General features: G+C 71.7%; 16 protein-coding genes. 1 reads left to right on the forward strand and 15 read right to left on the reverse strand.

All coding sequences use genetic code 11. The features are described from left to right. Positions 1-33: 33 nt before the first annotated feature. Together lspA and AB0O36_RS16090 are read right to left on the reverse strand one after the other, a co-directional pair. The gene (gene lspA, locus AB0O36_RS16085) at positions 34-594 is read right to left on the reverse strand and encodes a signal peptidase II (protein WP_365109898.1); all 561 of its coding nucleotides are present in this window, start codon (positions 592-594) and stop codon (positions 34-36) included. 254 nt (positions 595-848) lie between these two features. Beyond that, positions 849-1,778 carry a TraR/DksA family transcriptional regulator gene (locus AB0O36_RS16090; protein WP_365109901.1) on the reverse strand — a complete coding sequence of 310 codons (930 nt, stop codon included), beginning with the start codon at positions 1,776-1,778 and terminating at the stop codon, positions 849-851. A gap of 515 nt (positions 1,779-2,293) precedes the next feature. Between AB0O36_RS16090 and ileS the strand changes: the two genes are divergently transcribed. Further along, a complete protein-coding gene (gene ileS, locus AB0O36_RS16095; RefSeq protein ID WP_365109904.1) occupies positions 2,294-5,452 on the forward strand; it encodes an isoleucine--tRNA ligase in 3,159 nt (1,052 codons plus the stop codon). Positions 5,453-5,768: 316 nt separating this feature from the next. Here ileS and AB0O36_RS16100 read toward each other — a convergent pair whose 3' ends face one another. From AB0O36_RS16100 to AB0O36_RS16160, 13 genes are all read right to left on the reverse strand, one after another. Beyond that, positions 5,769-7,064, reverse strand: a complete 1,296-nt coding sequence (locus AB0O36_RS16100; protein ID WP_365109907.1) for a DivIVA domain-containing protein — start codon at positions 7,062-7,064, stop codon at positions 5,769-5,771. 61 nt (positions 7,065-7,125) lie between these two features. Then, a complete protein-coding gene (locus tag AB0O36_RS16105; protein ID WP_365109909.1) occupies positions 7,126-7,416 on the reverse strand; it encodes a YggT family protein in 291 nt (96 codons plus the stop codon). 38 nt (positions 7,417-7,454) lie between these two features. Beyond that, a complete protein-coding gene (sepF, locus tag AB0O36_RS16110; RefSeq protein WP_365109912.1) occupies positions 7,455-8,069 on the reverse strand; it encodes a cell division protein SepF in 615 nt (204 codons plus the stop codon). Between the two features lie 149 nt (positions 8,070-8,218). Next, positions 8,219-8,938 carry a YggS family pyridoxal phosphate-dependent enzyme gene (locus AB0O36_RS16115; RefSeq protein ID WP_365109914.1) on the reverse strand — a complete coding sequence of 240 codons (720 nt, stop codon included), beginning with the start codon at positions 8,936-8,938 and terminating at the stop codon, positions 8,219-8,221. 3 nt (positions 8,939-8,941) lie between these two features. Continuing rightward, a complete protein-coding gene (pgeF, locus tag AB0O36_RS16120; RefSeq protein ID WP_365109916.1) occupies positions 8,942-9,673 on the reverse strand; it encodes a peptidoglycan editing factor PgeF in 732 nt (243 codons plus the stop codon). Continuing rightward, the gene (gene ftsZ / locus AB0O36_RS16125; RefSeq protein ID WP_365109919.1) at positions 9,670-10,878 is read right to left on the reverse strand and encodes a cell division protein FtsZ; all 1,209 of its coding nucleotides are present in this window, start codon (positions 10,876-10,878) and stop codon (positions 9,670-9,672) included. Before ftsZ ends, pgeF begins: the two co-directional genes overlap by 4 nt. 280 nt (positions 10,879-11,158) lie before the next feature. After that, positions 11,159-11,968, reverse strand: a complete 810-nt coding sequence (locus AB0O36_RS16130; protein WP_365109921.1) for an FtsQ-type POTRA domain-containing protein — start codon at positions 11,966-11,968, stop codon at positions 11,159-11,161. A gap of 33 nt (positions 11,969-12,001) precedes the next feature. Continuing rightward, the gene (gene murG, locus AB0O36_RS16135) at positions 12,002-13,096 is read right to left on the reverse strand and encodes an undecaprenyldiphospho-muramoylpentapeptide beta-N-acetylglucosaminyltransferase (protein WP_365109923.1); all 1,095 of its coding nucleotides are present in this window, start codon (positions 13,094-13,096) and stop codon (positions 12,002-12,004) included. 6 nt (positions 13,097-13,102) lie between these two features. Continuing rightward, complete coding sequence (ftsW, locus tag AB0O36_RS16140; protein ID WP_365109926.1) at positions 13,103-14,464, reverse strand: putative lipid II flippase FtsW; 1,362 nt, start codon at positions 14,462-14,464, stop codon at positions 13,103-13,105. A 46-nt stretch (positions 14,465-14,510) separates the two neighbouring features. Further along, positions 14,511-16,073 (reverse strand): UDP-N-acetylmuramoyl-L-alanine--D-glutamate ligase, encoded by a 1,563-nt coding sequence (gene murD / locus AB0O36_RS16145; RefSeq protein WP_365109929.1) that lies wholly within the window; start codon positions 16,071-16,073, stop codon positions 14,511-14,513. Next, positions 16,055-17,125 (reverse strand): phospho-N-acetylmuramoyl-pentapeptide-transferase, encoded by a 1,071-nt coding sequence (gene mraY, locus AB0O36_RS16150; protein ID WP_365109932.1) that lies wholly within the window; start codon positions 17,123-17,125, stop codon positions 16,055-16,057. The genes murD and mraY overlap by 19 nt, the downstream gene beginning before the upstream one ends. Next, positions 17,122-18,540 (reverse strand): UDP-N-acetylmuramoyl-tripeptide--D-alanyl-D-alanine ligase, encoded by a 1,419-nt coding sequence (gene murF, locus AB0O36_RS16155; RefSeq protein ID WP_365109935.1) that lies wholly within the window; start codon positions 18,538-18,540, stop codon positions 17,122-17,124. Before murF ends, mraY begins: the two co-directional genes overlap by 4 nt. Further along, entirely contained in the window at positions 18,541-20,250 is a 1,710-nt protein-coding gene (locus AB0O36_RS16160; RefSeq protein ID WP_365109938.1) for a UDP-N-acetylmuramoyl-L-alanyl-D-glutamate--2,6-diaminopimelate ligase, read from the reverse strand. Positions 20,251-20,255: the final 5 nt, after the last annotated feature.

The following is a 20,255-nucleotide window of genomic DNA, read 5'->3' on the forward strand; positions in this document are numbered from 1 at the left end:
GACCCGCCCGGCGCCGGGCCCGCCCGGGTCCGGTCAGTCCTTGTGGATCGTGCCGTCGGGGTCCAGGCCCCGGAAGGACAGCAGCACGATCAGGATGCCGCCGCACACGATCGCCGAGTCCGCGAGGTTGAAGACCGCGAAGTGGGCGGGCGCGATGAAGTCCACCACGGCACCGCGGAAGACGCCCGGCGAGCGGAAGATCCGGTCGGTGAGGTTGCCCAGCGCACCGCCGAGCAGCAGGCCGAGCGCGATGGCCCAGGGCAGGCTGTAGAGCTTCCGGGCCAGCCTCACGATCACCACGATCACGGTGGCCGCGATGATGGTGAAGATGATCGTGAACGCCTCGCCGAAGCCGAAGGCGGCGCCGGGGTTCCGGATCGCCTCGAACTTCAGCAGATCACCGACGATCCTGATGGGCGCCTGGTGCTCCAGCTTGGCCACGACGACCATCTTGCTGCCGAGGTCGAGCAGGTACGCGAGCACGGCCACGACGAGCAGCGCCGTGATCCGCCGCCGCCCCTTGGGCTGCGCGGGCTCCGGCTGCGTGTCGTCCCCGACCTCCGGCGTACCGATGATGCGCTCCGCCTCTGCCACGTGCGTCCCTCGAACTCGCTCGACAACTGAGACGAGAGTACGTCAGCCGCGTGCGGGCCGGGGGCCCCAGGTCCCCGCCCGGCCGGACACCGCCCGTCCGCCGGACACGCCCCGCGCCCGGCCCGACACGCCCGGCCCGGCCCGCCCCTCACGGCCCGTCCTGCCCGGGGCACGTCCTGCCCTGCCCGGCCCGGCCCCCTGGGGCCCGTCCGGCACATCACGGCCGGGGCCGACCCCGATCCGCCGGACAGGCCCTAGTGCCGCCGCTCCTGCTTCGCCTTGCACTCCACGCACAGGGTGGCGCGGGGGAACGCCTGCATCCGGGCCTTGCCGATGGGGTTCCCGCAGTTCTCGCAGACGCCGTAGGTGCCCGCGTCCAGGCGGTCCAGGGCGCGCTCGGTCTGCTCCAGCATCTCCCGGGCGTTCGCGGCGAGGGCGATCTCGTGCTCGCGGGTGATGTTCTTGCTGCCCGTGTCGGCCTCGTCGTCGCCGGCACCGGCACCGCCGTCCCGCATCAGGCCGGTGATGGCCAGCTCGGACGCCTCCAGCTCGGCCCGCAGCCGCAGCACCTCCGTCTCCAGCTCCGTACGGGCCTCCGCCACCTCGGCCGGGGACCACGGCTCCTCGCCGGGGCGTACCGCCAGCTCGCCGGGGGTGGCGGCGGTACGGGCGGCCGCCGTCGTGGTCTTGGGCAGCCCGCTGGTGGCCGCCGTGGCGGTCTTCCTGGCCTTGCTCGTGCCCGTGCTCTTCTTGGCAACCACTGCTCCGGCTCCCGTCTCTTCCGCGGCCTGCGCCGCCCCCTCGGCCGCGGCACCGCTCGGGGCCGTGGCCTTCTTCGTGGTCGTCCTGCGCGCGCTGCTCTTCTTCGCCGGGGCCGCGGTGGACCCGGTCTTCTTCGCCGCCGCCTTCCGGGCCGGGACGGCCGGGGCGGACTCCCCGGCCGCGGCCTCCTCCGCCGCGGCCTTGCTCGTGGCCTTGGCCGTGGTCCCGGCCGTGGCCTTCTTGGTCGCGGCCTCCTTGGTCACGGCCTTCCGGGGCGGCGCCTTCCCTGCCGCCGCCTTCCCGTCGGCCACCGTCTTCCCGGCGGCCGAGGCCGTGCGCGCCGGAGCCTTCCCGGCCACCGCCTTCCCGGGGGCCGGCTCCTCGGCCGCAGTCGCGGCCACCGCCTGCTTCTTCGCCACCATGGCCGCGGCCCCTTCACATATGGTGATCTAGCACGCAAATCGTGCTGGGACGATAAATCGGCTCCATCCCCGCGGCAACGGGTACGCGCCCGCCGCGACCAACCTGCATCCGTTGTGCCCAGCCCCGGGCCAGGTATTCCGCCACTCGCATGCACATCGAGACCATTCGGATGTATCGGTCCATTCGGGTCACCGTAAACCGGTCTGCCGACCCGGCCCCCGGCCCTTACACTGGGCCCAGCGAAAGGCATGGATGGGGACGAGTAGCGTCGTACGCAGCCAGGAGCGACCCGGGGACGGTGAGAGCCCGGGGGCGAGCGCGCCGCGAAGGATCACCCCGGAGCCGCCGGAAGAACGCCAGGGCCCCGGCCCTGGCCAGTAGAACCGGCTTCGCACCCCAATGAGGGGGCCACCGGACCCGTCCGGCGGCCAAGGAGGGTGGTACCGCGGGAGCCGAGCGCTCTCGTCCCTCCGGACGGACAGACGAAGCCCGCCGGAGGAAGACGAAGACCCTCATGACGAACCCGCCTCAGTACCGCCCGGTACCCGCCCAGGTCGACCTGCCCGCCCTGGAGCACGCAGTCCTCGACTTCTGGCGCGAGAACAAGACCTTCGCCAAGACCCTGGAGCAGTCCGAGGGACGCCCCGAGTGGGTGTTCTACGAGGGCCCGCCGACCGCCAACGGCATGCCCGGCGCCCACCACATCGAGGCCCGCGTCTTCAAGGACGTCTTCCCCCGCTTCCGCACCATGCGCGGCTACCACGTGGCCCGCAAGGCCGGCTGGGACTGCCACGGCCTGCCCGTCGAGCTCGCCGTCGAGAAGGAGCTCGGCTTCAACGGCAAGCAGGACATCGAGGCGTACGGCATCGCCGAGTTCAACGCCAAGTGCCGCGAGTCCGTGACCCGCCACACCGACGCGTTCACCGAGCTCACCACCCGCATGGGCTACTGGGTGGACCTGGACGACGCCTACCGGACCATGGACCCGGAGTACGTCGAGTCCGTCTGGTGGTCGCTGAAGGAGATCTTCGGCAAGGGGCTGCTGGTCCAGGACCACCGCGTCGCCCCCTGGTGCCCCCGCTGCGGCACCGGTCTCTCCGACCACGAGCTCGCCCAGGGCTACGAGACGGTCGTCGACCCCTCCGTCTTCGTCCGCTTCCCGCTGACCTCCGGCCCCCTGGCCGGCGAGGCCGCGCTGCTGGTCTGGACGACCACCCCCTGGACCCTGGTCTCCAACACGGCCGTCGCCGCCCACCCCGAGGTCACCTATGTCGTGGCCACGAACGCCGGCGGCGACAACACGGAGAAGATCGTCGTCGCCCAGCCGCTGCTGGAGAAGGCGCTCGGCGAGGGCTGGGAGTCCACCGGCCAGACCTTCACCGGCAAGGAGATGGAGCGCTGGACCTACCGGCGCCCCTTCGAGCTGGTCCCCTTCGAGGCCCCGGCGCACTTCGTGGTCAACGCCGAGTACGTGACCACCGAGGACGGCACCGGTCTGGTCCACCAGGCCCCGGCCTTCGGCGCCGACGACCTCGCGGTCTGCCGCGCGTACGGCCTGCCGGTCGTCAACCCGGTCCGCCCCGACGGCACCTTCGCCGAGGAGGTGCCCCTCGTCGGCGGCGTCTTCTTCAAGAAGGCCGACGAGAAGCTGACCGCCGACCTCGACGCCCGCGGCCTGCTGTTCAAGCACATCGCCTACGAGCACAGTTACCCGCACTGCTGGCGCTGCCACACCGCGCTGCTCTACTACGCGCAGCCGTCCTGGTACATCCGCACCACCGCCGTCAAGGACGCGATGCTGCGGGAGAACGAGAAGACCAACTGGTTCCCGGAGTCGGTCAAGCAGGGCCGCTTCGGCGACTGGCTGAACAACAACATCGACTGGGCGCTGTCCCGGAACCGGTACTGGGGCACCCCGCTGCCGATCTGGCGCTGCGAGGACGGCCACCTGACCTGCGTCGGCTCCCGCGCCGAGCTGTCGGAACTGTCCGGCCGGGACCAGTCGGCCCTGGACCCGCACCGCCCGTACATCGACGACGTGACCTTCTCCTGCACGTCCGAGGGCTGCTCCCACACCGCGGTGCGCGTACCCGAGGTCATCGACGCCTGGTACGACTCGGGCTCCATGCCGTTCGCGCAGTACGGCTACCCGTACAAGAACAAGGAGCTGTTCGAGCAGCGCTATCCCGCGCAGTTCATCTCCGAGGCGATCGACCAGACCCGCGGCTGGTTCTACACGCTGATGGCCGTCGGCACGCTCGTCTTCGACAAGTCCTCGTACGAGAACGTGGTCTGCCTGGGCCACATCCTCGCCGAGGACGGCCGCAAGATGTCCAAGCACCTGGGCAACATCCTGCAGCCGATCCCGCTGATGGACCAGCACGGCGCCGACGCGGTGCGGTGGTTCATGGCGGCCGGCGGCTCGCCGTGGGCGGCGCGCCGGGTCGGCCACGGCACCATCCAGGAGGTCGTCCGCAAGACCCTCCTGACGTACTGGAACACGGTGGCCTTCCAGGCCCTGTACGCGCGCACCTCCAACTGGGCGCCGTCGGCGGCCGATCCGGCGCCGGCCGAGCGCACGGTGCTCGACCGCTGGCTGCTCTCCGAGCTGCACGCGCTGGTCGGGGACGTCACCGAGGCGATGGAGGCGTACGACACCCAGCGCGCCGGCAAGCTCCTGTCGGCCTTCGTCGACGACCTGTCGAACTGGTACGTGCGCCGGTCGCGCCGCCGGTTCTGGCAGGGCGACGCGGCGGCGCTGCGGACGCTGCACGACGTGGTCGAGACGGTGACCCGCCTGATGGCCCCGCTGACCCCCTTCATCACGGAGCGGGTCTGGCAGGACCTGGTCGTCCCGGTGACCCCGGACGCCCCGGAGTCGGTGCACCTGACCTCCTGGCCGGAGGCCGACGCCTCGCTCGTGGACCCGGTGCTGTCCCGGCAGATGCTGCTGGTACGGCGGCTGGTCGAGCTGGGCCGCGCCACGCGCGCCGAGTCCGGCGTGAAGACCCGCCAGCCGCTGTCGCGCGCGCTCGTCGCCGCGGCGGGCTTCTCCGAGCTGTCGGCGGAGCTCCAGGGGCAGATCACGGAGGAGCTGAACGTCTCCTCGCTGGCCTCGCTGTCGGAGGTCGGCGGCTCGCTGGTGGACACCACGGCGAAGGCCAACTTCCGGGCGCTGGGCAAGCGCTTCGGCAAGGGCGTGCAGGACGTGGCCAAGGCCGTCGCCGCGGCGGACGCGGCGGCGCTGTCGCTGGCGCTGCGGTCGGGCTCCGCGGCGGTGGAGGTGAACGGCGAGACGGTCACCCTCACCCCGGAGGAAGTGATCATCACGGAGACCCCGCGCGAGGGCTGGTCCGTGGCCTCGGACTCGGGCGCGACGGTGGCGCTGGACCTGGAGATCACCCCGGAGCTGCGGCTGGCGGGCCTGGCCCGTGACGCGATCCGGCTGATCCAGGAAGCGCGGAAGAACTCCGGGCTGGACGTCGCGGACCGGATCGCACTGCGGTGGTCCTCGACGGAGCCGGAGGTCGTGACGGCGCTGACGGACCACGCGGCGCTGATCTCCGACGAGGTGCTGGCGACGGACTACGCGTCCGGCGACGCCGATGCGTCCTACGGCGACCCGTTCACCGACGAGTCCCTCGGCCTGACCTTCCGCCTCCGCAAGGCGTAGCCCCCTGGGCCCGGCCGGCCCACCCGCAACGGCGCCCCTCCGGGGGCGCCGTTCTGCATTGCCCCTCCCCACCCCTTCCCCCGTCAGGGGCGCGGGGAACTGCGCGACCGGCCCCCACCGGCCCGCAGGTGAAGAGGGGGTCCGGGGCGGAGCCCCGGTTTCGGGAAGGGGGCGGGGAGGGGACATGACACCGCTCAGCGCACAGGCAGGCGCACGGGCAGGCAGCACAGGCAGACCCACGAAAACGGGCCGGGCCCGGATCCCCTTGAAGGGGTCCGGGCCCGGCCCGTGGAAACTGCCGGCGGCGGCGCCGCGACTAGTTGTCGTCCTCGTCGATCAGGAAGCCCCGCATCGGCGACGGTGCCTGCTGCATCGGCTGCGGCGCAGCCGGCCGCACCGGAGCCATCGGCTGGGTCATCGCCGGGGACATCTGCTGCTGGCCGCCGTAGGACGGGCCGCCCGACATGGGCGACGGACCGCCCGACATCGGGGAGGAGTGCCCCATCGCACCGGCCGGAGCCATCGACGGCGCCGGGCTCGGCGGCAGCGAGGCCGTCGCCGGGGTCCGCGGCGGGGCGAGCGAGTCGTCCGCCTGGGTCTCCAGCTGGCGCAGCTGCGACTCGAGGTAGGACTTCAGACGCGTGCGGTACTCACGCTCGAAGCCCCGCAGGTCCTCGACCTTGCGCTCCAGCGTGGCGCGGGCGGACTCCAGCGAGCCCATCGCGACGCGGTGCTTCTCCTGGGCGTCCCGCTCCAGCGCGTCCGCCTTGGCGCGGGCGTCCCGCTCCAGGCCCTCGGCGCGGCTGCGCGCCTCGCCGACGATCTTGTTGGCCTCGGAACGGGCCTCCGCGATCGCCTGGTCTGCGGTCTGCTGGGCGAGCGAGAGGACACGCGCGGCGCTGTCGCCACCGGGGCCCTGGCCGGGCGCCGGCAGCTGCGGCTGCTGCGGGGGCATGCCCATCGGCTGACCCATGGGCTGCATCTGCTGGCCCATGGGCTGACCCATGGGCTGCATCGGCTGGCCCATCGGCTGCATCTGCTGCCCCATGGGCTGCATCTGCTGGCCGAGCGGGTTCTGACCGCCCATGGAGGGGTTCGGACCCATGCCCGGGTTCGGACCCATGCCGGGGTTCGGACCCATGCCGGGGTTCGGGCCCATGCCCGGGTTCGGACCCATGCCGGGGTTCGGACCGCCCATCGGGTGCTGCTGCATCGGACCGCCCATGGGGCCGCCCATCGGGCCGGGACCCTGCGGGCCCTGCCCACCGGGGCCGGGCGGCAGCTGCGGGGCGCCGCCCGGCAGCTGCGGCGGGCCCATCTGCGGCGGGCCCTGCTGGGCCGGCGGGCCGGATATGGCGGCGGGCACGGGAGCACCCGGACCTCGCTGGTCCTGCGGCTCGGGCTTGCGCATGTTGGCCTGCTGCTGGCTCTGGGCCGCGGCCCGGGTCGCAGCGGCGAGCTTGGCGCGCAGGTCCTCGTTCTCCCGGAGCAGACGCGTCAGTTCGGCCTCGACCTCGTCGAGAAAGGCATCGACCTCGTCCTCGTCATAGCCTTCTCGGAGACGGACGGTCGTGAACTGCTTGTTCCGCACGTCCTCGGGGGTCAGCGGCATGTCTTCTTCACCTCTACGTAGTCGTCGGCAGTCGGCAGGCCCGTGTCGTCCATGTCCGTCCTCATCTCGTGAAGCCGCTCACGATGCTGATCAGGACGTAGACGATGATCATCAGCACGAAGAAGGACAGGTCGAGTGCCACGCCCCCGAGACGCAGCGGCGGGATGAATCGCCGCAGAAGCTTGAGCGGTGGGTCGGTGACAGTGTAGGTGGCCTCCAGAACGACCACCATGGCCTTCCCCGGTTCCCATGAACGTGCGAACTGGAAGACGTAGTCCATGACGAGCCGGAAGATCAGCACGATGAGGAAGCACATCAGCGCAACGTAGATCACATCCAGTGCGACGCCCATCCCGTGCTTCCCTCTCCCCTTGCTCTCGCCTGTCCGGTCTAGCTCTGGTTGAAGAACCCGCCCTCAGCAATGCGGGCCTTGTCCTCCGCCGTGACATCGACGTTAGCAGGCGACAGCAGGAACACCTTCTGTGTCACGCGTTCAATGCTGCCGTGCAGACCGAACACGAGACCCGCCGCGAAGTCGACCAGACGCTTGGCGTCAGTGTCGTCCATCTCGGTCAGGTTCATGATCACCGGGGTGCCCTCACGGAAGTGTTCCCCGATGGTACGGGCCTCGTTGTAGGTCCGGGGGTGCAGCGTCGTGATGCGGTACGGCTCCCGCTCGGAGACGACCTTGGGCATGATCACGGGGGCGTTCTTCTCCAGGCTCGGGCGTTCGGGTGTGATGGATGCCACGGGGGCGATTCGGGCGGGACGTCCGCTTTCGACAGGCAATGAGATGGGTTCACGCGGAGCCGGAGGCTGCACCACCCGTACCGGTTCGTCCCTTACGGGCGGTTGGTGTACCGGCTGGTCCCGGCGGTCCCGCTCCCGGGGCGCCAGCTCCGGCTCGGGCTCGAACTCGTCATCGGGGTCGTAACCCGGGTTGTCGTACCGGTCGTCCTCCACGAGGCCGAGGTAGACCGCCATCTTGCGCATTGCGCCGGCCATTCTCTGAGTCCTCCGCTCTGTGGTGGATCGCCCACCGACAAATCTCGCAGTGTCACAAAAGTCACCAACTGCCCGCGATCCACGTGGTCTGCCCGCTCAGCGGCGGTAATGACCATATTTTCTGCTGTGGTCCGACTTTCTTCGCGACGTTACCCGAGCCGGGGTCTCCCGCCGAGTACCGCAGTGCCGACGCGTACGTGTGTCGCTCCGGCGGCCACGGCCTGCTCCAGATCGGCGCTCATCCCGGCCGACACCATGGTCGCAGTCGGATGGGCCCTGCGCAGGCCGCTTGACAATTCCACCAACCGCTCGAACGCGGCCTGTTCGCGTCCCGCGTAGCGGCCGGCGAGCGGAGCCACCGTCATGACCCCGGCCGGCCACAGTCCCGGGGCCTCCTCGATGAGTCCGGCCAGCTCGGCCAGCTGCTCGGGGGCCGCGCCGCCGCGCTCCCCGCGCTCCCCCGACTCCGCGTCAAGGGCGATCTGCACCAGGCAGCCGAGCTCCCGCCCGGCCTTGACGGCGGCCGCCGAAAGTGCGGACACCAGCCGGGGCCGGTCGACGGACTGCACCAGATGCGCGTATCCCGCCACGGAACGGACTTTGTTCGTCTGCAACTGGCCGACGAAATGCCAGGTGAGCGGCAGATCCGCACAGACCAGGGCTTTCGGGCCGGCCTCCTGGTCGCGGTTCTCCGCCACATGACGGACACCCAGCTCCGCCAGGAGGCGTACGTCGCTCGCGGGGTAGGTCTTGGTGACCACGATGAGGGTCACCTCTTCCCGCTCGCGCCCGGCGGCGGCGCAGGCTGCGGAGATTCGTTCCTCCACCCGCGCCAGGTTGGCGGCGAGCTCGGCCTTGCGATCTGTCATTCCTCAGTCCAACCAGACATATCCGGCAAGCCGGCCGGTCACCCGGTCGCGGCGGTACGAGAAGTGGTCGAGCGATTCCAGCGTGCAGACGGGGGACCGCTGAGCGTCCGTCACCCCCAGCCCGGCGAGCTGGGCGTGGACCCCGGCCACCACGTCGACCGCCGGGGTGCCCCAGCCGGTCTCGGCGTACGCGGCCGGCACCACCGCGGCGACCTCGTCCCGCATCGCGGCCGGCACCTCGTAGCAGCGTCCGCACACGGCGGGTCCGGTACGGGCGACCATGCGGGCGGGGTCCGCGCCGAGCGCGGTCATCGCCTCCACGGCGGCCGGCACGACCCCGGCGACCAGGCCGGGCCGGCCCGCGTGCGCCGCGGCGGCCACCCCGGCGACGGGGTCGGCCAGCAGGACCGGGACGCAGTCGGCGGTGAGGACCGCGAGGGCGAGCCCCCGACGGGCGGTCACCACCGCGTCCACGGAGGGGATCCGTGCCGGATCTCCCCACGGTCCGTCCACCACGGCCACGTCCCGGCCGTGCACCTGGTTCATCCAGACCACCCGGTCCGGGTCGACGCCCAGGGTGCCGGCGGCCCGCGCCCGGTTCTCCCGTACGGCTGCCGGGTCGTCGCCGACGGCGCCGCCGAGGTTGAGCTCCTCGTACGGAACGGCGCTCACCCCGCCCCACCGGTCGGTGAAGGCGAAGTGGGCGCCGCTCACGGTGTGCTGCCCTATCGTCACTTCAAGAAGTCCGGAACGTCCAGTTCCTCGGCCGGGCTGTCCTGGTAGGGACGCGGGACCGTCGGGGGTGCGACCGGGGTCTGCGCGATCTCGCTCACCGGGGCCGGCTCGACCGGCGCCGGGGCCTCTTCACGCGGGGTGACCGTACCGAGGCCGCCGAAGGAGGAGCGGACCGGCTCGGGCCGGCTGACCGGGGCCGGGGGCTCCTCGCGCTTGGTCGAGGCGGCGCCGATCACGTTGTCCCGGCGGGCCGGGGGCTGGCCCCCGTCGAACCCGGCCGCGATGACGGTGACCCGCACCTCGTCGCCGAGCGCGTCGTCGATGACGGCACCGAAGATGATGTTCGCCTCGGGGTGGGCGGCCTCGCTGACCAACTGGGCGGCCTCGTTGATCTCGAAGAGACCGAGGTCGGAGCCGCCGGAGATGGAGAGCAGGACGCCGCGGGCGCCGTCGATGGACGCCTCCAGGAGCGGCGAGGAGATCGCCATCTCGGCGGCGGCCACCGCGCGGTCGTCGCCGCGGGCGGAGCCGATGCCCATCAGGGCCGAGCCGGCTTCGGACATCACGGACTTGACGTCGGCGAAGTCCAGGTTGATCAGACCCGGGGTGGTGATGAGGTCGGTGATGCCCTGCACACCGCTCAGCAGCACCTGGTCGGCCGACTTGAAGGCGTCGAGCACCGAGACCTGGCGGTCCGAGATGGACAGCAGCCGGTCGTTGGGGATGACGATGAGGGTGTCAACCTCTTCGCGGAGCTCGGCGATGCCGTCCTCCGCCTGGTTGGCGCGACGGCGGCCCTCGAAGGTGAACGGCCGGGTGACCACACCGATCGTCAGGGCGCCCAGGGAGCGCGCGATGTTGGCGACGACGGGTGCGCCGCCGGTGCCGGTGCCGCCGCCCTCGCCGGCGGTGACGAAGACCATGTCGGCCCCCTTGAGGACCTCCTCGATCTCCTCACGGTGGTCCTCTGCCGCCTTGCGACCGACTGCCGGATTGGCGCCGGCGCCGAGGCCCCGGGTCAGTTCACGGCCGACGTCGAGCTTGACGTCGGCGTCGCTCATCAACAGCGCCTGCGCGTCCGTGTTGATGGCGATGAACTCGACGCCCTTGAGACCGACCTCGATCATTCGGTTGATGGCATTGACACCACCGCCGCCGACACCGATGACCTTGATGACTGCGAGGTAGTTCTGCGGTGCTGCCACGTCGAAGGCCTCTCGCCTCGATTTACGTGTCGTCGCCCCGCGGGCCTGCGGTGCGCCGACTGATGCCGAAACAGGGACGGTCCGCTACGCGCCGACCCGAACCCTAACCCTGAAGTTTAGGGTTAAGACTGTGTCTGTTCCTTGGACTCTTCCGAACAGGACACTAAGTCGACAAGTAGCGCGTGTTCAACGAACACGCCGAACCTCCCGTTTTTCTTTTCACCCTATGTGATCACCCATATCGCTGGCCAACCAGGGTGCGTCGCTGTTCGACCGCGCGTCAACTCCCGGCCACCGAGGGCGCCGTGGGCGCGCTCACATCGAAGTGCGCGGCCCTGGGCGCGGCCTTCAGCAGCGCCGTCAGCGCACGGGCTTTCGCCGGTCCCTGCTCGGCGCTGCCCCAGACCACGGTGCGGTCCCGGCTCAACTCCAGTTCCACGGAGTCGTACGAGGTCACGCGGATCCGGAGGGTCTCCCTGGCGACCGCCGCGGGAACGGCCCCGGCGATGCCCACCGCCTCGTGCAGCAGGCGTTCTTCGTCGAAACGGCGCAGACTGGGCGCGTTCGCCGCGTTCAGTTCCAGAACGGGCACGCCGGCGGGGGCTTTCGCCACCGTGTCGAACCGCACGCCCGAAGCGTCCACTTCGACGAACTTGGCGTCCTTCCTGATGAGCAGGACGGGTTTGCGCTCCGTGACGGCGATCGCGATCCCGTGCGGCCAGGACCGCACCACGTCGGCCGATTCGATGCGGGGCAGCCGGCCGCGCAGCCGCGCCTCGATCTCCTCGGTGTCGACGGTGGCCAGCGGGGCCCCGACGGGGACCGCCGCCGCCCGGAGCACCTGGTCCGGGGTGAGCACCCCGGTCCCGGTGGCGGTGACCTTCTCCACCCGCAGCCAGTCCGAGCCGTACAGGATCCAGCTGCCGCCGCCGGCGAGCAGTACGGCGGCCCCCAGGGCGGCCAGCACCGGGCCCCGGCGGAGTCGTCCCGCGCCGGGGCCCCGGGGGGCGGGGCCGGACTTCTTCGGCTTCGGCTGCTTCGGCGCTCCCGCGGGCTGCGGCGCCTTCGGCTGCTTCGTCGGTCCGGCCACGTGCGGTGCCTCCTGCGTCTGTGCTGTCCCGCCTCAGCGGGTCCGGTGCGCCGCGATGGCCTCGTACACCATGGCGACCAGCAGTTCGTCGGCGTCCCGGCGGCCGAACTCGGCGGCCGAGCGGGACATCTCGTAGAGCCGGTGCGGATCGGCGAGCACCGGGAGGACGTTGCCCTGGACCCACTCGGGGGTCAGTTCGGCGTCGTCCACCAGCAGGCCGCCGCCGGCCTTGACCACCGGCTGGGCGTTGAGCCGCTGTTCGCCGTTGCCGATCGGCAGCGGGACGTAGGCGGCGGGCAGTCCCACGGCGGAGAGTTCGGCGACGGTCATCGCGCCCGCGCGGCACAGCATCATGTCGGCGGCGGCGTACGCGAGATCCATCCGGTCCAGGTACGGTACCGGGACGTACGGCGGCATTCCGGGCATGTTGTCCACGCGCGGCAGTTCGTTCTTCGGGCCGACCGCGTGGAGGATCTGGATGCCGGAGCGCTGGAGCGCCGGGGCCACCTGTTGCACGACCTCGTTGAGCCGGCGCGCGCCCTGGGAGCCGCCGGAGACCAGGAGGGTGGGCAGGTTCGGGTCGAGGCCGAAGGCCGCACGGGCCTCGGGGCGGGCGGCGGCCCGGTCGAGGGTGGCGATGGTGCGGCGCAGCGGGATGCCGACGTAGCGGGCGTTGCGGAGCTTGCTGTCGGGCGTGGAGACCGCGACCCCGGCCGCGTACCGGGAGCCGATCTTGTTGGCCAGGCCGGGCCGGGCGTTGGCCTCGTGGACGATGATGGGCACGCCGAGCCGCTTGGCGGCCAGGTAGCCGGGCAGGGCGACGTAGCCGCCGAAGCCGACGACGATGTCGGCCTTGGTGCGCTCCAGGATCTGCTCGGCGGCCTTGATGGTGCCGCGCAGCCGTCCGGGGACGGTGATCAGCTCGGGAGTGGGCTTGCGGGGCAGCGGGACGGCCGGGATCAGACCGAGTTCGTAGCCGCGCTCCGGCACCAGCCGGGTCTCCAGGCCGCGCTCCGTGCCGAGGGCGGTGATCCCCACGGTCGGGTCCTGCCTGCGCAGGGCATCCGCGAGGGCGAGCGCCGGCTCGATGTGGCCGGCGGTCCCCCCACCGGCGAGTACGACATGCACCGAAATTCACCGCTCTCCGGACGGACGCTTCTTGACGCGCCGTCTCATCGACTTCCAGATCGGCCCGGTCCGCTTCCAGCCGAACCTCGGCTGCCGCATCGCGAGCGCCGCGCGCGCCGCGGGCTCCTCCCGCGCGAAGGCGATGAGCAGTCCGACGGCGAACATGGTCGGCAGCAGGGCGGACCCTCCGTAGGAGAACAGCGGGAGCGGGACCCCGGCGATCGGCAGCAGACCGAGCACCGCACCGATGTTGATCACGGCCTGGGCCGTGATCCAGGTGGTCACGCCTCCCGCGGCATACCTCACGAAGGGGTCCTCCGTGCGTCCGGCCACGCGGATACCCGCATAGCCTAGGGCCGCGAAGAGACCCAGGACCGACAGCGTCCCCGCCAGTCCCAGTTCCTCCCCGGTGACGGCAAAGATGAAGTCGTTGTGCGCTTCGGGCAGTTCCCCCCATTTTTCCACACTGGCACCCAGCCCGGAACCGAACCATCCGCCCGATGCGAGGGCGAAGATTCCGTGAACGGCCTGCCAGCATTCACCTTTGGGCCCCAGATCGGTCGCGCCGATGCAGGAGAGTCGCTGCATCCGGTGGGGTGCGGTCTTGATCAGAACCGCTCCGATCACCGCGGCGACGGCCAGGACCCCGACGAACATCCGGGTCGGGGCCCCCGCCAGCCACAGCAGTCCGAAGAGGATGGCGCAGAGGATCATCGCGGTGCCCATGTCGCCGCCGAGCATGATCAGCCCGAGCAGCAGGAAGGCCACCGGCACCAGGGGGACCAGCAGGTGCTTCCACTGGACCAGGAGGCCCTTGTCGCCCTTGCGGGCCAGCAGGTCGGCACCCCACAGGATCAGGGCCAGCTTGCCGAACTCGCTGGGCTGCAGCATGAAGGGGCCGCCCAGGGAGATCCAGTTCTGGTTGCCCTGGATGGAGACCCCTATCCCGGGGATCTGGACGAGCACCATCAGGAAGACGGTGGCCGCCAGCACCGGATAGGCCAGCGCCCGGTGCAGTTTGACCGGCATCCGGGAGGCGGCGAGCAGCAGGCCGGCGCCGATGGCGGCGGCCAGGAACTGCTTCTGGAAGAAGTACGAGGGGGCCAGGCCCAGCTGGAGCGCCTTGATCATGGAGGCGCTGTAGACCATCACCAGGCCCAGCACGGTGATCAGCAGCGAACTACCGAAAATCAGGTAATACGCAGTGAGTGGCCGGTCCCAAGTCCGGCGCATCCGGCGGTAGGTGCGCCGGATCCCGTCCAGCGGCCCGCGCCCGGCGAGCCCCTTGGCGGTCGCCGAGGGACGCTTGCGACCCTGCGCCCGGACGGCGGCGGGCCGTCGTCCGGGCAGCATCTGCTTGGCCGGCATCTGTCGTCTTCCCCTCCACTCGTACGAGCAGCCGGTCGGACAGGCCCTAGGCGCTCTGCTCCGCGGCCAGTTCGCGCACCGCTCCGGCGAACGCGTCGCCGCGCTCTCCGTAGTTCACGAACATGTCCATCGAGGCGCAGGCGGGTGCCAGCAGGACCGTGTCACCGGGCTCGGCGAGCCGGGCCGCTTCCCGGACCGCTGCGAGCATCGCCCCAGTGTCGGTCCGGTCGAGGTCGACGACCGGGACCTCGGGGGCGTGTCGCGCCAGAGCGTCCCGGATGAGCGCCCGGTCGGCGCCGATCAGCACGGCTCCGCGGAGCTGCTTCGCCGAGGTGCGCACCAGCTCGTCGAAGGTGGCGCCCTTGGCCAGACCGCCGGCGATCCAGACGACCGGCTCGTAGGCGGCCAGCGACGCCTCGGCGGCGTGGGTGTTGGTGGCCTTGGAGTCGTCGATGTAGGTGACCCCGCCGACCTCGGCGACACGGGCGATCCGGTGGGCGTCCGGCCGGAAGGCGCGCAGGCCGTCCCGGACCGCCTTGGGCTCCACGCCGAAGGCACGGGCCAGGGCGGCCGCGGCGAGGGCGTTGGCGATGTTGTGCGGGGCCGGCGGGTCGACGTCCCCGACCTCGGCGAGCTCCTGGGCGTTCTTCTGCCGGTTCTGCACGAAGGCCCGGTCGACCAGGACCCCGTCGACCACGCCGAGCATGGAGGGGCCGGGGGCGCCGAGGGTGAAGCCGATGGCGCGGCAGCCCTCGACCACGTCCGCTTCCTCGACCAGCTTCTCGGTGGCCGCGTCGGCCACGTTGTACACGCAGGCGACGGTGTTGCCCTCGTAGATCCGGCCCTTGTCGGCGGCGTACGCCTCCATGGAGCCGTGCCAGTCGAGGTGGTCGGGGGCCAGGTTGAGCACGGCCCCGGAGTGGGCGCGCAGGCTGGGCGCCCAGTGCAGCTGGTAGCTGGACAGCTCCACGGCCAGGACGTCGTACGTCTCCTCGCCGAGCACCACGTCGATGATCGGCGTCCCGATGTTGCCCACGGCGGCCGTGCGCAGCCCGGCGGCCCGCAGGATGGAGGCGAGCATCTGGGTGGTGGTGGTCTTGCCGTTGGTGCCGGTGATGGCGAGCCATTCCGCCGGCGCGGCGGGAGCCGAACCGGCTTCTGCCGACCCGGACCCGGCCGCGCGGGCCGCGCGCAGGGCCGCGCCCGCGTCGCGGAGGCGCCAGGCGATCTCGACGTCGCCCACGACGTCCACGCCGGCCTCGGCGGCCTCCAGGAAGAGCGGGCTGTCCGGCTTCCAGCCGGGCGAGGTCACCACGAGCTCGGTGCCCTCGGGGAGGCTCTCGCCGGCCCTGGCGCCGTCGGCCAGGTGCCCCAGGCGGGTCCGGATGCCGAGCTCCGCGAGCTCGGCGGCGCGCGCCCGGTGGGCGTCCCCGTCACCGTTGTCGACCACGGTGACGGCCGCGCCGAGCCGGGCCAGCGCGCGGGCGGCACTGATGCCGCTCACGCCCAGCCCGGCCACGGTGATGTTCCGCGGCAGGCCGTACCGGGCCCGCGCATCGGGGCCCAGCAGGGCCAGGTACTCCGCGTTGCTCACTTGTCCGCTGCCCATCCGGCGTAGAAGATGCCCAGACCCACGATGACGCACATGCCCTGGATGATCCAGAACCGGACCACCACGAGGACCTCGGACCACCCCTTGAGCTCGAAGTGGTGCTGCAGCGGAGCCATCCGGAAGACGCGCTTCCCGGTGAGGCGGAAGGAGCCCACCTGGATGACCACGGAGAGGGTGATGAGCACGAAGAGGCCGCCCAGCAGCGCGAGCAGCAGCTCGGTGCGGGAGCAGATGGCCAGACCGGCGAGCGCGCCGCCGAGGGCCAGCGAGCCGGTGTCACCCATGAAGATCTTGGCGGGCGAGGTGTTCCACCACAGGAAGCCGAAGCAGGCGCCCATCAGGGCGGAGGCGACCACCGCGAGGTCCAGCGGGTCCCGGACCTCGAAGCAGGCGGCCGGGTTCATCAGGGTCTCCGCGTTGGCGCAGGACTCCTGGTACTGCCAGACGCCGATGAACGTGTAGGCGCCGAAGACCATCACCGAGGCACCGGTGGCCAGGCCGTCGAGGCCGTCGGTGAGGTTCACGCCGTTCGACATCGCCAGGATCATGAACAGCGCCCAGACGACGAACAGCACGGGTCCGATGGACCAGCCGAAGTCGGTGACGAAGGAGATCTTGGTGGAGGCCGGGGCGAGCCCGCGCGAGTCCGAGAACTGCAGCGCGAGCACCGCGAAGGCGATGCCGACGATCAGCTGGCCGGCCATCTTCGCCTTGGCCCGCAGGCCCAGCGAACGCTGCTTGACGATCTTGATGTAGTCGTCAAGGAAGCCGACCAGGCCCATGCCGGCCATCAGGAAGAGCACCAGCAGACCGGAGAAGGTCGGCTCGCTGGAGGTGATCACCTTCGTCAGGGCGTACGCGGCGAGCGTCGCCAGGATGAAGGAGATGCCGCCCATGGTGGGCGTGCCCTTCTTGCCGGCGTGGCCGCGCGGGCCGTCGTCCCGGATGAACTGGCCGTAGCCCTTGCGGGCCAGCAGCTTGATCAGCAGCGGGGTGCCGACGATCGTGAGGAACATACCGATGACGCCGGCGAACAGGATCTGCCTCATCGGCCGGCACCCTCGCCCTCAAGCAGCGCCTGCGCGATCCGCTCCAGGCCGACCGACCTGGATGCCTTCACCAGCACGACGTCCCCCGGGCGCAGTTCTCTGCGCAACAGGTCGACCGCCGCCTGCGCGTCGGACACGAGCACCGACTCCTCACCCCACGAACCCTCGTTATATGCGCCCAGTTGCAGCCAGGACGCTTCCCTGCCCCCGACTGCGACGAGCTTGCTCACGTTGAGCCGGACGACAAGCCGTCCGACCGCGTCGTGCTCGGCGAGCGAGTCGTCACCGAGCTCGGCCATCGGGCCGAGCACCGCCCACGTGCGTCCCCCCCGCTCCCGGGCGGTGCCGCCCATCGCGACCAGCGCGCGCAGTGCGGCCCGCATGGACTCGGGGTTCGCGTTGTAGGCGTCGTTGACGACCGTCACGCCGTCCGCGCGCTCGGTGACCTCCATACGCCAGCGGGAGAGCGTGCCCGCACCGGAGAGCGCGGTGGCGATCTCGGCGGTGGACATGCCCAGCACGTGGGCGACGGCGGCCGCGGCGAGCGCGTTCGACACGTGGTGCTCACCGTACAGCCGCAAGGTCACATCGCTGCACCCGGAGGGTGTGTGCAGTGTGAAGGAAGGCTGTCCGCGGTCCGTCATCCGTACGTCGGTGGCCCGGACTTCCGCGTCCTCCGCCTCTCCGAAGAAGACCGTACGGGCCTTCGTACGGGCGGCCATGCCGCGTACCAGCAGGTCGTCGGCGTTGAGTACGGCGACGCCGCCCTCGGCCGCGCTCGGCAGGGCCTCGACCAGCTCTCCCTTGGCCTGGGCGATGGCCTCGCGGCCGCCGAACTCGCCGATGTGGGCGGTGCCGACGTTGAGCACGACGCCGACCCTCGGCGGGGTCAGGCCGGTGAGGTAGGAGATGTGGCCGATGCCGCGGGCGCCCATCTCCAGCACCAGGTGCCGGGTTTCCGGGGTGGCACTGAGGGCGGTGAGGGGCAGGCCGATCTCGTTGTTGAGCGAGCCGGGGGTCCACACCGTGGGCGCGTGCTGCTGCAGCACCTGCGCGATGAGGTCCTTGGTGGAGGTCTTTCCGGCGGAACCGGTCAGGGCCACCACGTCGGTGCCGAGCCGGGAGACGACGGCGCGGGCGAGGGCACCCAGCGCCTCCTGGACGTCGGGGACGACGACCGCGGGGACCCCGACGGGCCGGGTCGCCAGAACGGCGGCGGCGCCGGCGGCGACCGCGCGCTCGGCGTAGTCGTGGCCGTCCACGTGCTCCCCGTTGAAGGCGACGAACAGGCTGCCCCGTTCGACCTCCCGGGAGTCGCGGACCACGGATCCGGTGACCAGGTCCGACGGATCCGGTATGTCGTGGAGCTGCCCGCCGGTGATGTCGGCGATCTCGGCGAGGGAGAGGGGGATCACTTAGTTCACCTCGGCCTGTCGGGCCTGCTGGAGCGCGTCTTCTTCGGGCACGGCGTTTCCGGAAGCGGCCGCGATGGCGGCGCGGAGCACCTCGCGGTCGTCGAAGGGGCGTACCACGCCGGCGGTTTCCTGGCCCTGCTCGTGGCCCTTGCCCGCGACGAGGACGGTGTCGCCGGGCTCGGCTCGGGCGACCGCGGCGGCGATGGCCGCGGCCCGGTCGGCGTCGACGAGAACGGTGCCGCGCTCCTCCGCGGGCACCGATACGGCGCCCTCGAACATGGCGGCGAGGATCCTCAGCGGGTCCTCGGAGCGCGGGTTGTCGGAGGTCAGCACGGCGGTGTCGGCGTACCGGGCGGCGGCGGCGCCCATCGGGGCGCGCTTGGTGGTGTCGCGGTCACCGCCGCAGCCGAGCACGATGTGCAGCCGGCCGGTGGTGACTTCGCGCAGGGCGCGCAGCACCGAGACGACGGCGTCGGTCTTGTGGGCGTAGTCGACCACGGCGAGGAAGCCCTGGCCGGCGTCGACCCGCTCCAGCCGGCCGGGGACGCCGGGGACCGCGGCGACGCCGTCGGCGGCGGTCTGCGGGTCCACGCCGGCGGTGGCGAGCGTGACGACCGCGGCGACGGTGTTGGCCACGTTGAACGGGCCGGGGAGCGGCGCGGTGGCGGTGATCCGCTGTCCGTCGGGGCCGAGCAGGGTCAGGGTGGAGTCCATGTGGCCGGAAACCACGTCCTGCGCGCGCCAGTCGGCGGCCGGGTCGCCGGCGGCGGAGAAGGTGACCACGGGGATCGCGGACTCCTTGGCCAGCCGACGGCCGTACTCGTCGTCGATGTTCACCACGCCGACGCGGGCCCGGGCGGGGGTGAACAGCTGTGCCTTGGCCTGGAAGTAGTCCTCCATGTCGGAGTGGAACTCCATGTGCTCCGGGCTCAGGTTGTTGAAGACGGCGACGTCGAAGACGCAGCCGTCGACCCGGCCGAGCACCAGCGCGTGGCTGGACACCTCCATGGCGACCGCGTCGACGCCGCGCTCCCGCATGACGGCGAAGAGGGCCTGGAGGTCGGTGGCCTCGGGGGTGGTGCGCTCGGACTTGATGCGCTCGTCGCCGATCCGCATCTCGACCGTGCCGACCAGGCCGGTACGGCGCCCGGCGCCGCGCAGGCCGCCCTCCACCAGGTAGGCGGTGGTGGTCTTGCCGGAGGTGCCGGTGATGCCGATCTGGAGGAGGGCCTCGCCGGGCCGTCCGTAGATCTCGGCGGCGAGCTCGCCCATCCGGCCGCGCGGGTCGTCGACCACGAGCACGGGCAGGCCGGTGGCGGCGGCCCGGTCGGCGCCGGCCGGGTCGGTGAGGACGGCGGCCGCGCCCAGGGAGGCGGCCTGGGCGGCGAAGTCGGCGCCGTGCAGGCGGGCGCCGGCCAGGGCGGCGTAGACGTCGCCGGGGCGGACCGCGCGCGAGTCGTGCGTGATGCCGGTGATCCGTGCCTCGGGTCCCGGGGCGGCGGTGCCCAGCAGGGCGGCCAGCTCGCCGAGCGGGATCGGGCGGGCTGCCGCGGGCCGGGGCGCTCCCGGCGGCGCTGCCGGGGCCTTCTGGGCGGTTCTGGGCTGATCAGCGTGTGACACGGCGGTGAGCGTACCGGGCCCGGCGGGCGCGGCAGGAATCGAGGGGGCCGGGGTGTTCTGATTCCCCGGGTCCGGGGTGATGGTTGTCACTGGGG

The organism is Streptomyces sp. NPDC089799 (genome assembly GCF_040684755.1).
Lineage (GTDB): Bacteria > Actinomycetota > Actinomycetes > Streptomycetales > Streptomycetaceae > Streptomyces.

What these genes read in the sequence shown, in the direction of transcription:
- AB0O36_RS16090 (WP_365109901.1), bottom strand. Translation starts at nt 1,778, where the DNA reads ATGGTGGCGAAGAAGCAGGCGGTGGCCGCGACTGCGGCCGAGGAGCCG.
- ileS (WP_365109904.1), top strand. Translation starts at nt 2,294, where the DNA reads ATGACGAACCCGCCTCAGTACCGCCCGGTACCCGCCCAGGTCGACCTG.
- AB0O36_RS16100 (WP_365109907.1), bottom strand. Translation starts at nt 7,064, where the DNA reads ATGCCGCTGACCCCCGAGGACGTGCGGAACAAGCAGTTCACGACCGTC.
- AB0O36_RS16105 (WP_365109909.1), bottom strand. Translation starts at nt 7,416, where the DNA reads ATGGGCGTCGCACTGGATGTGATCTACGTTGCGCTGATGTGCTTCCTC.
- sepF (WP_365109912.1), bottom strand. Translation starts at nt 8,069, where the DNA reads ATGGCCGGCGCAATGCGCAAGATGGCGGTCTACCTCGGCCTCGTGGAG.
- AB0O36_RS16115 (WP_365109914.1), bottom strand. Translation starts at nt 8,938, where the DNA reads ATGACAGATCGCAAGGCCGAGCTCGCCGCCAACCTGGCGCGGGTGGAG.
- ftsW (WP_365109926.1), bottom strand. Translation starts at nt 14,464, where the DNA reads ATGCCGGCCAAGCAGATGCTGCCCGGACGACGGCCCGCCGCCGTCCGG.
- murD (WP_365109929.1), bottom strand. Translation starts at nt 16,073, where the DNA reads ATGGGCAGCGGACAAGTGAGCAACGCGGAGTACCTGGCCCTGCTGGGC.
- mraY (WP_365109932.1), bottom strand. Translation starts at nt 17,125, where the DNA reads ATGAGGCAGATCCTGTTCGCCGGCGTCATCGGTATGTTCCTCACGATC.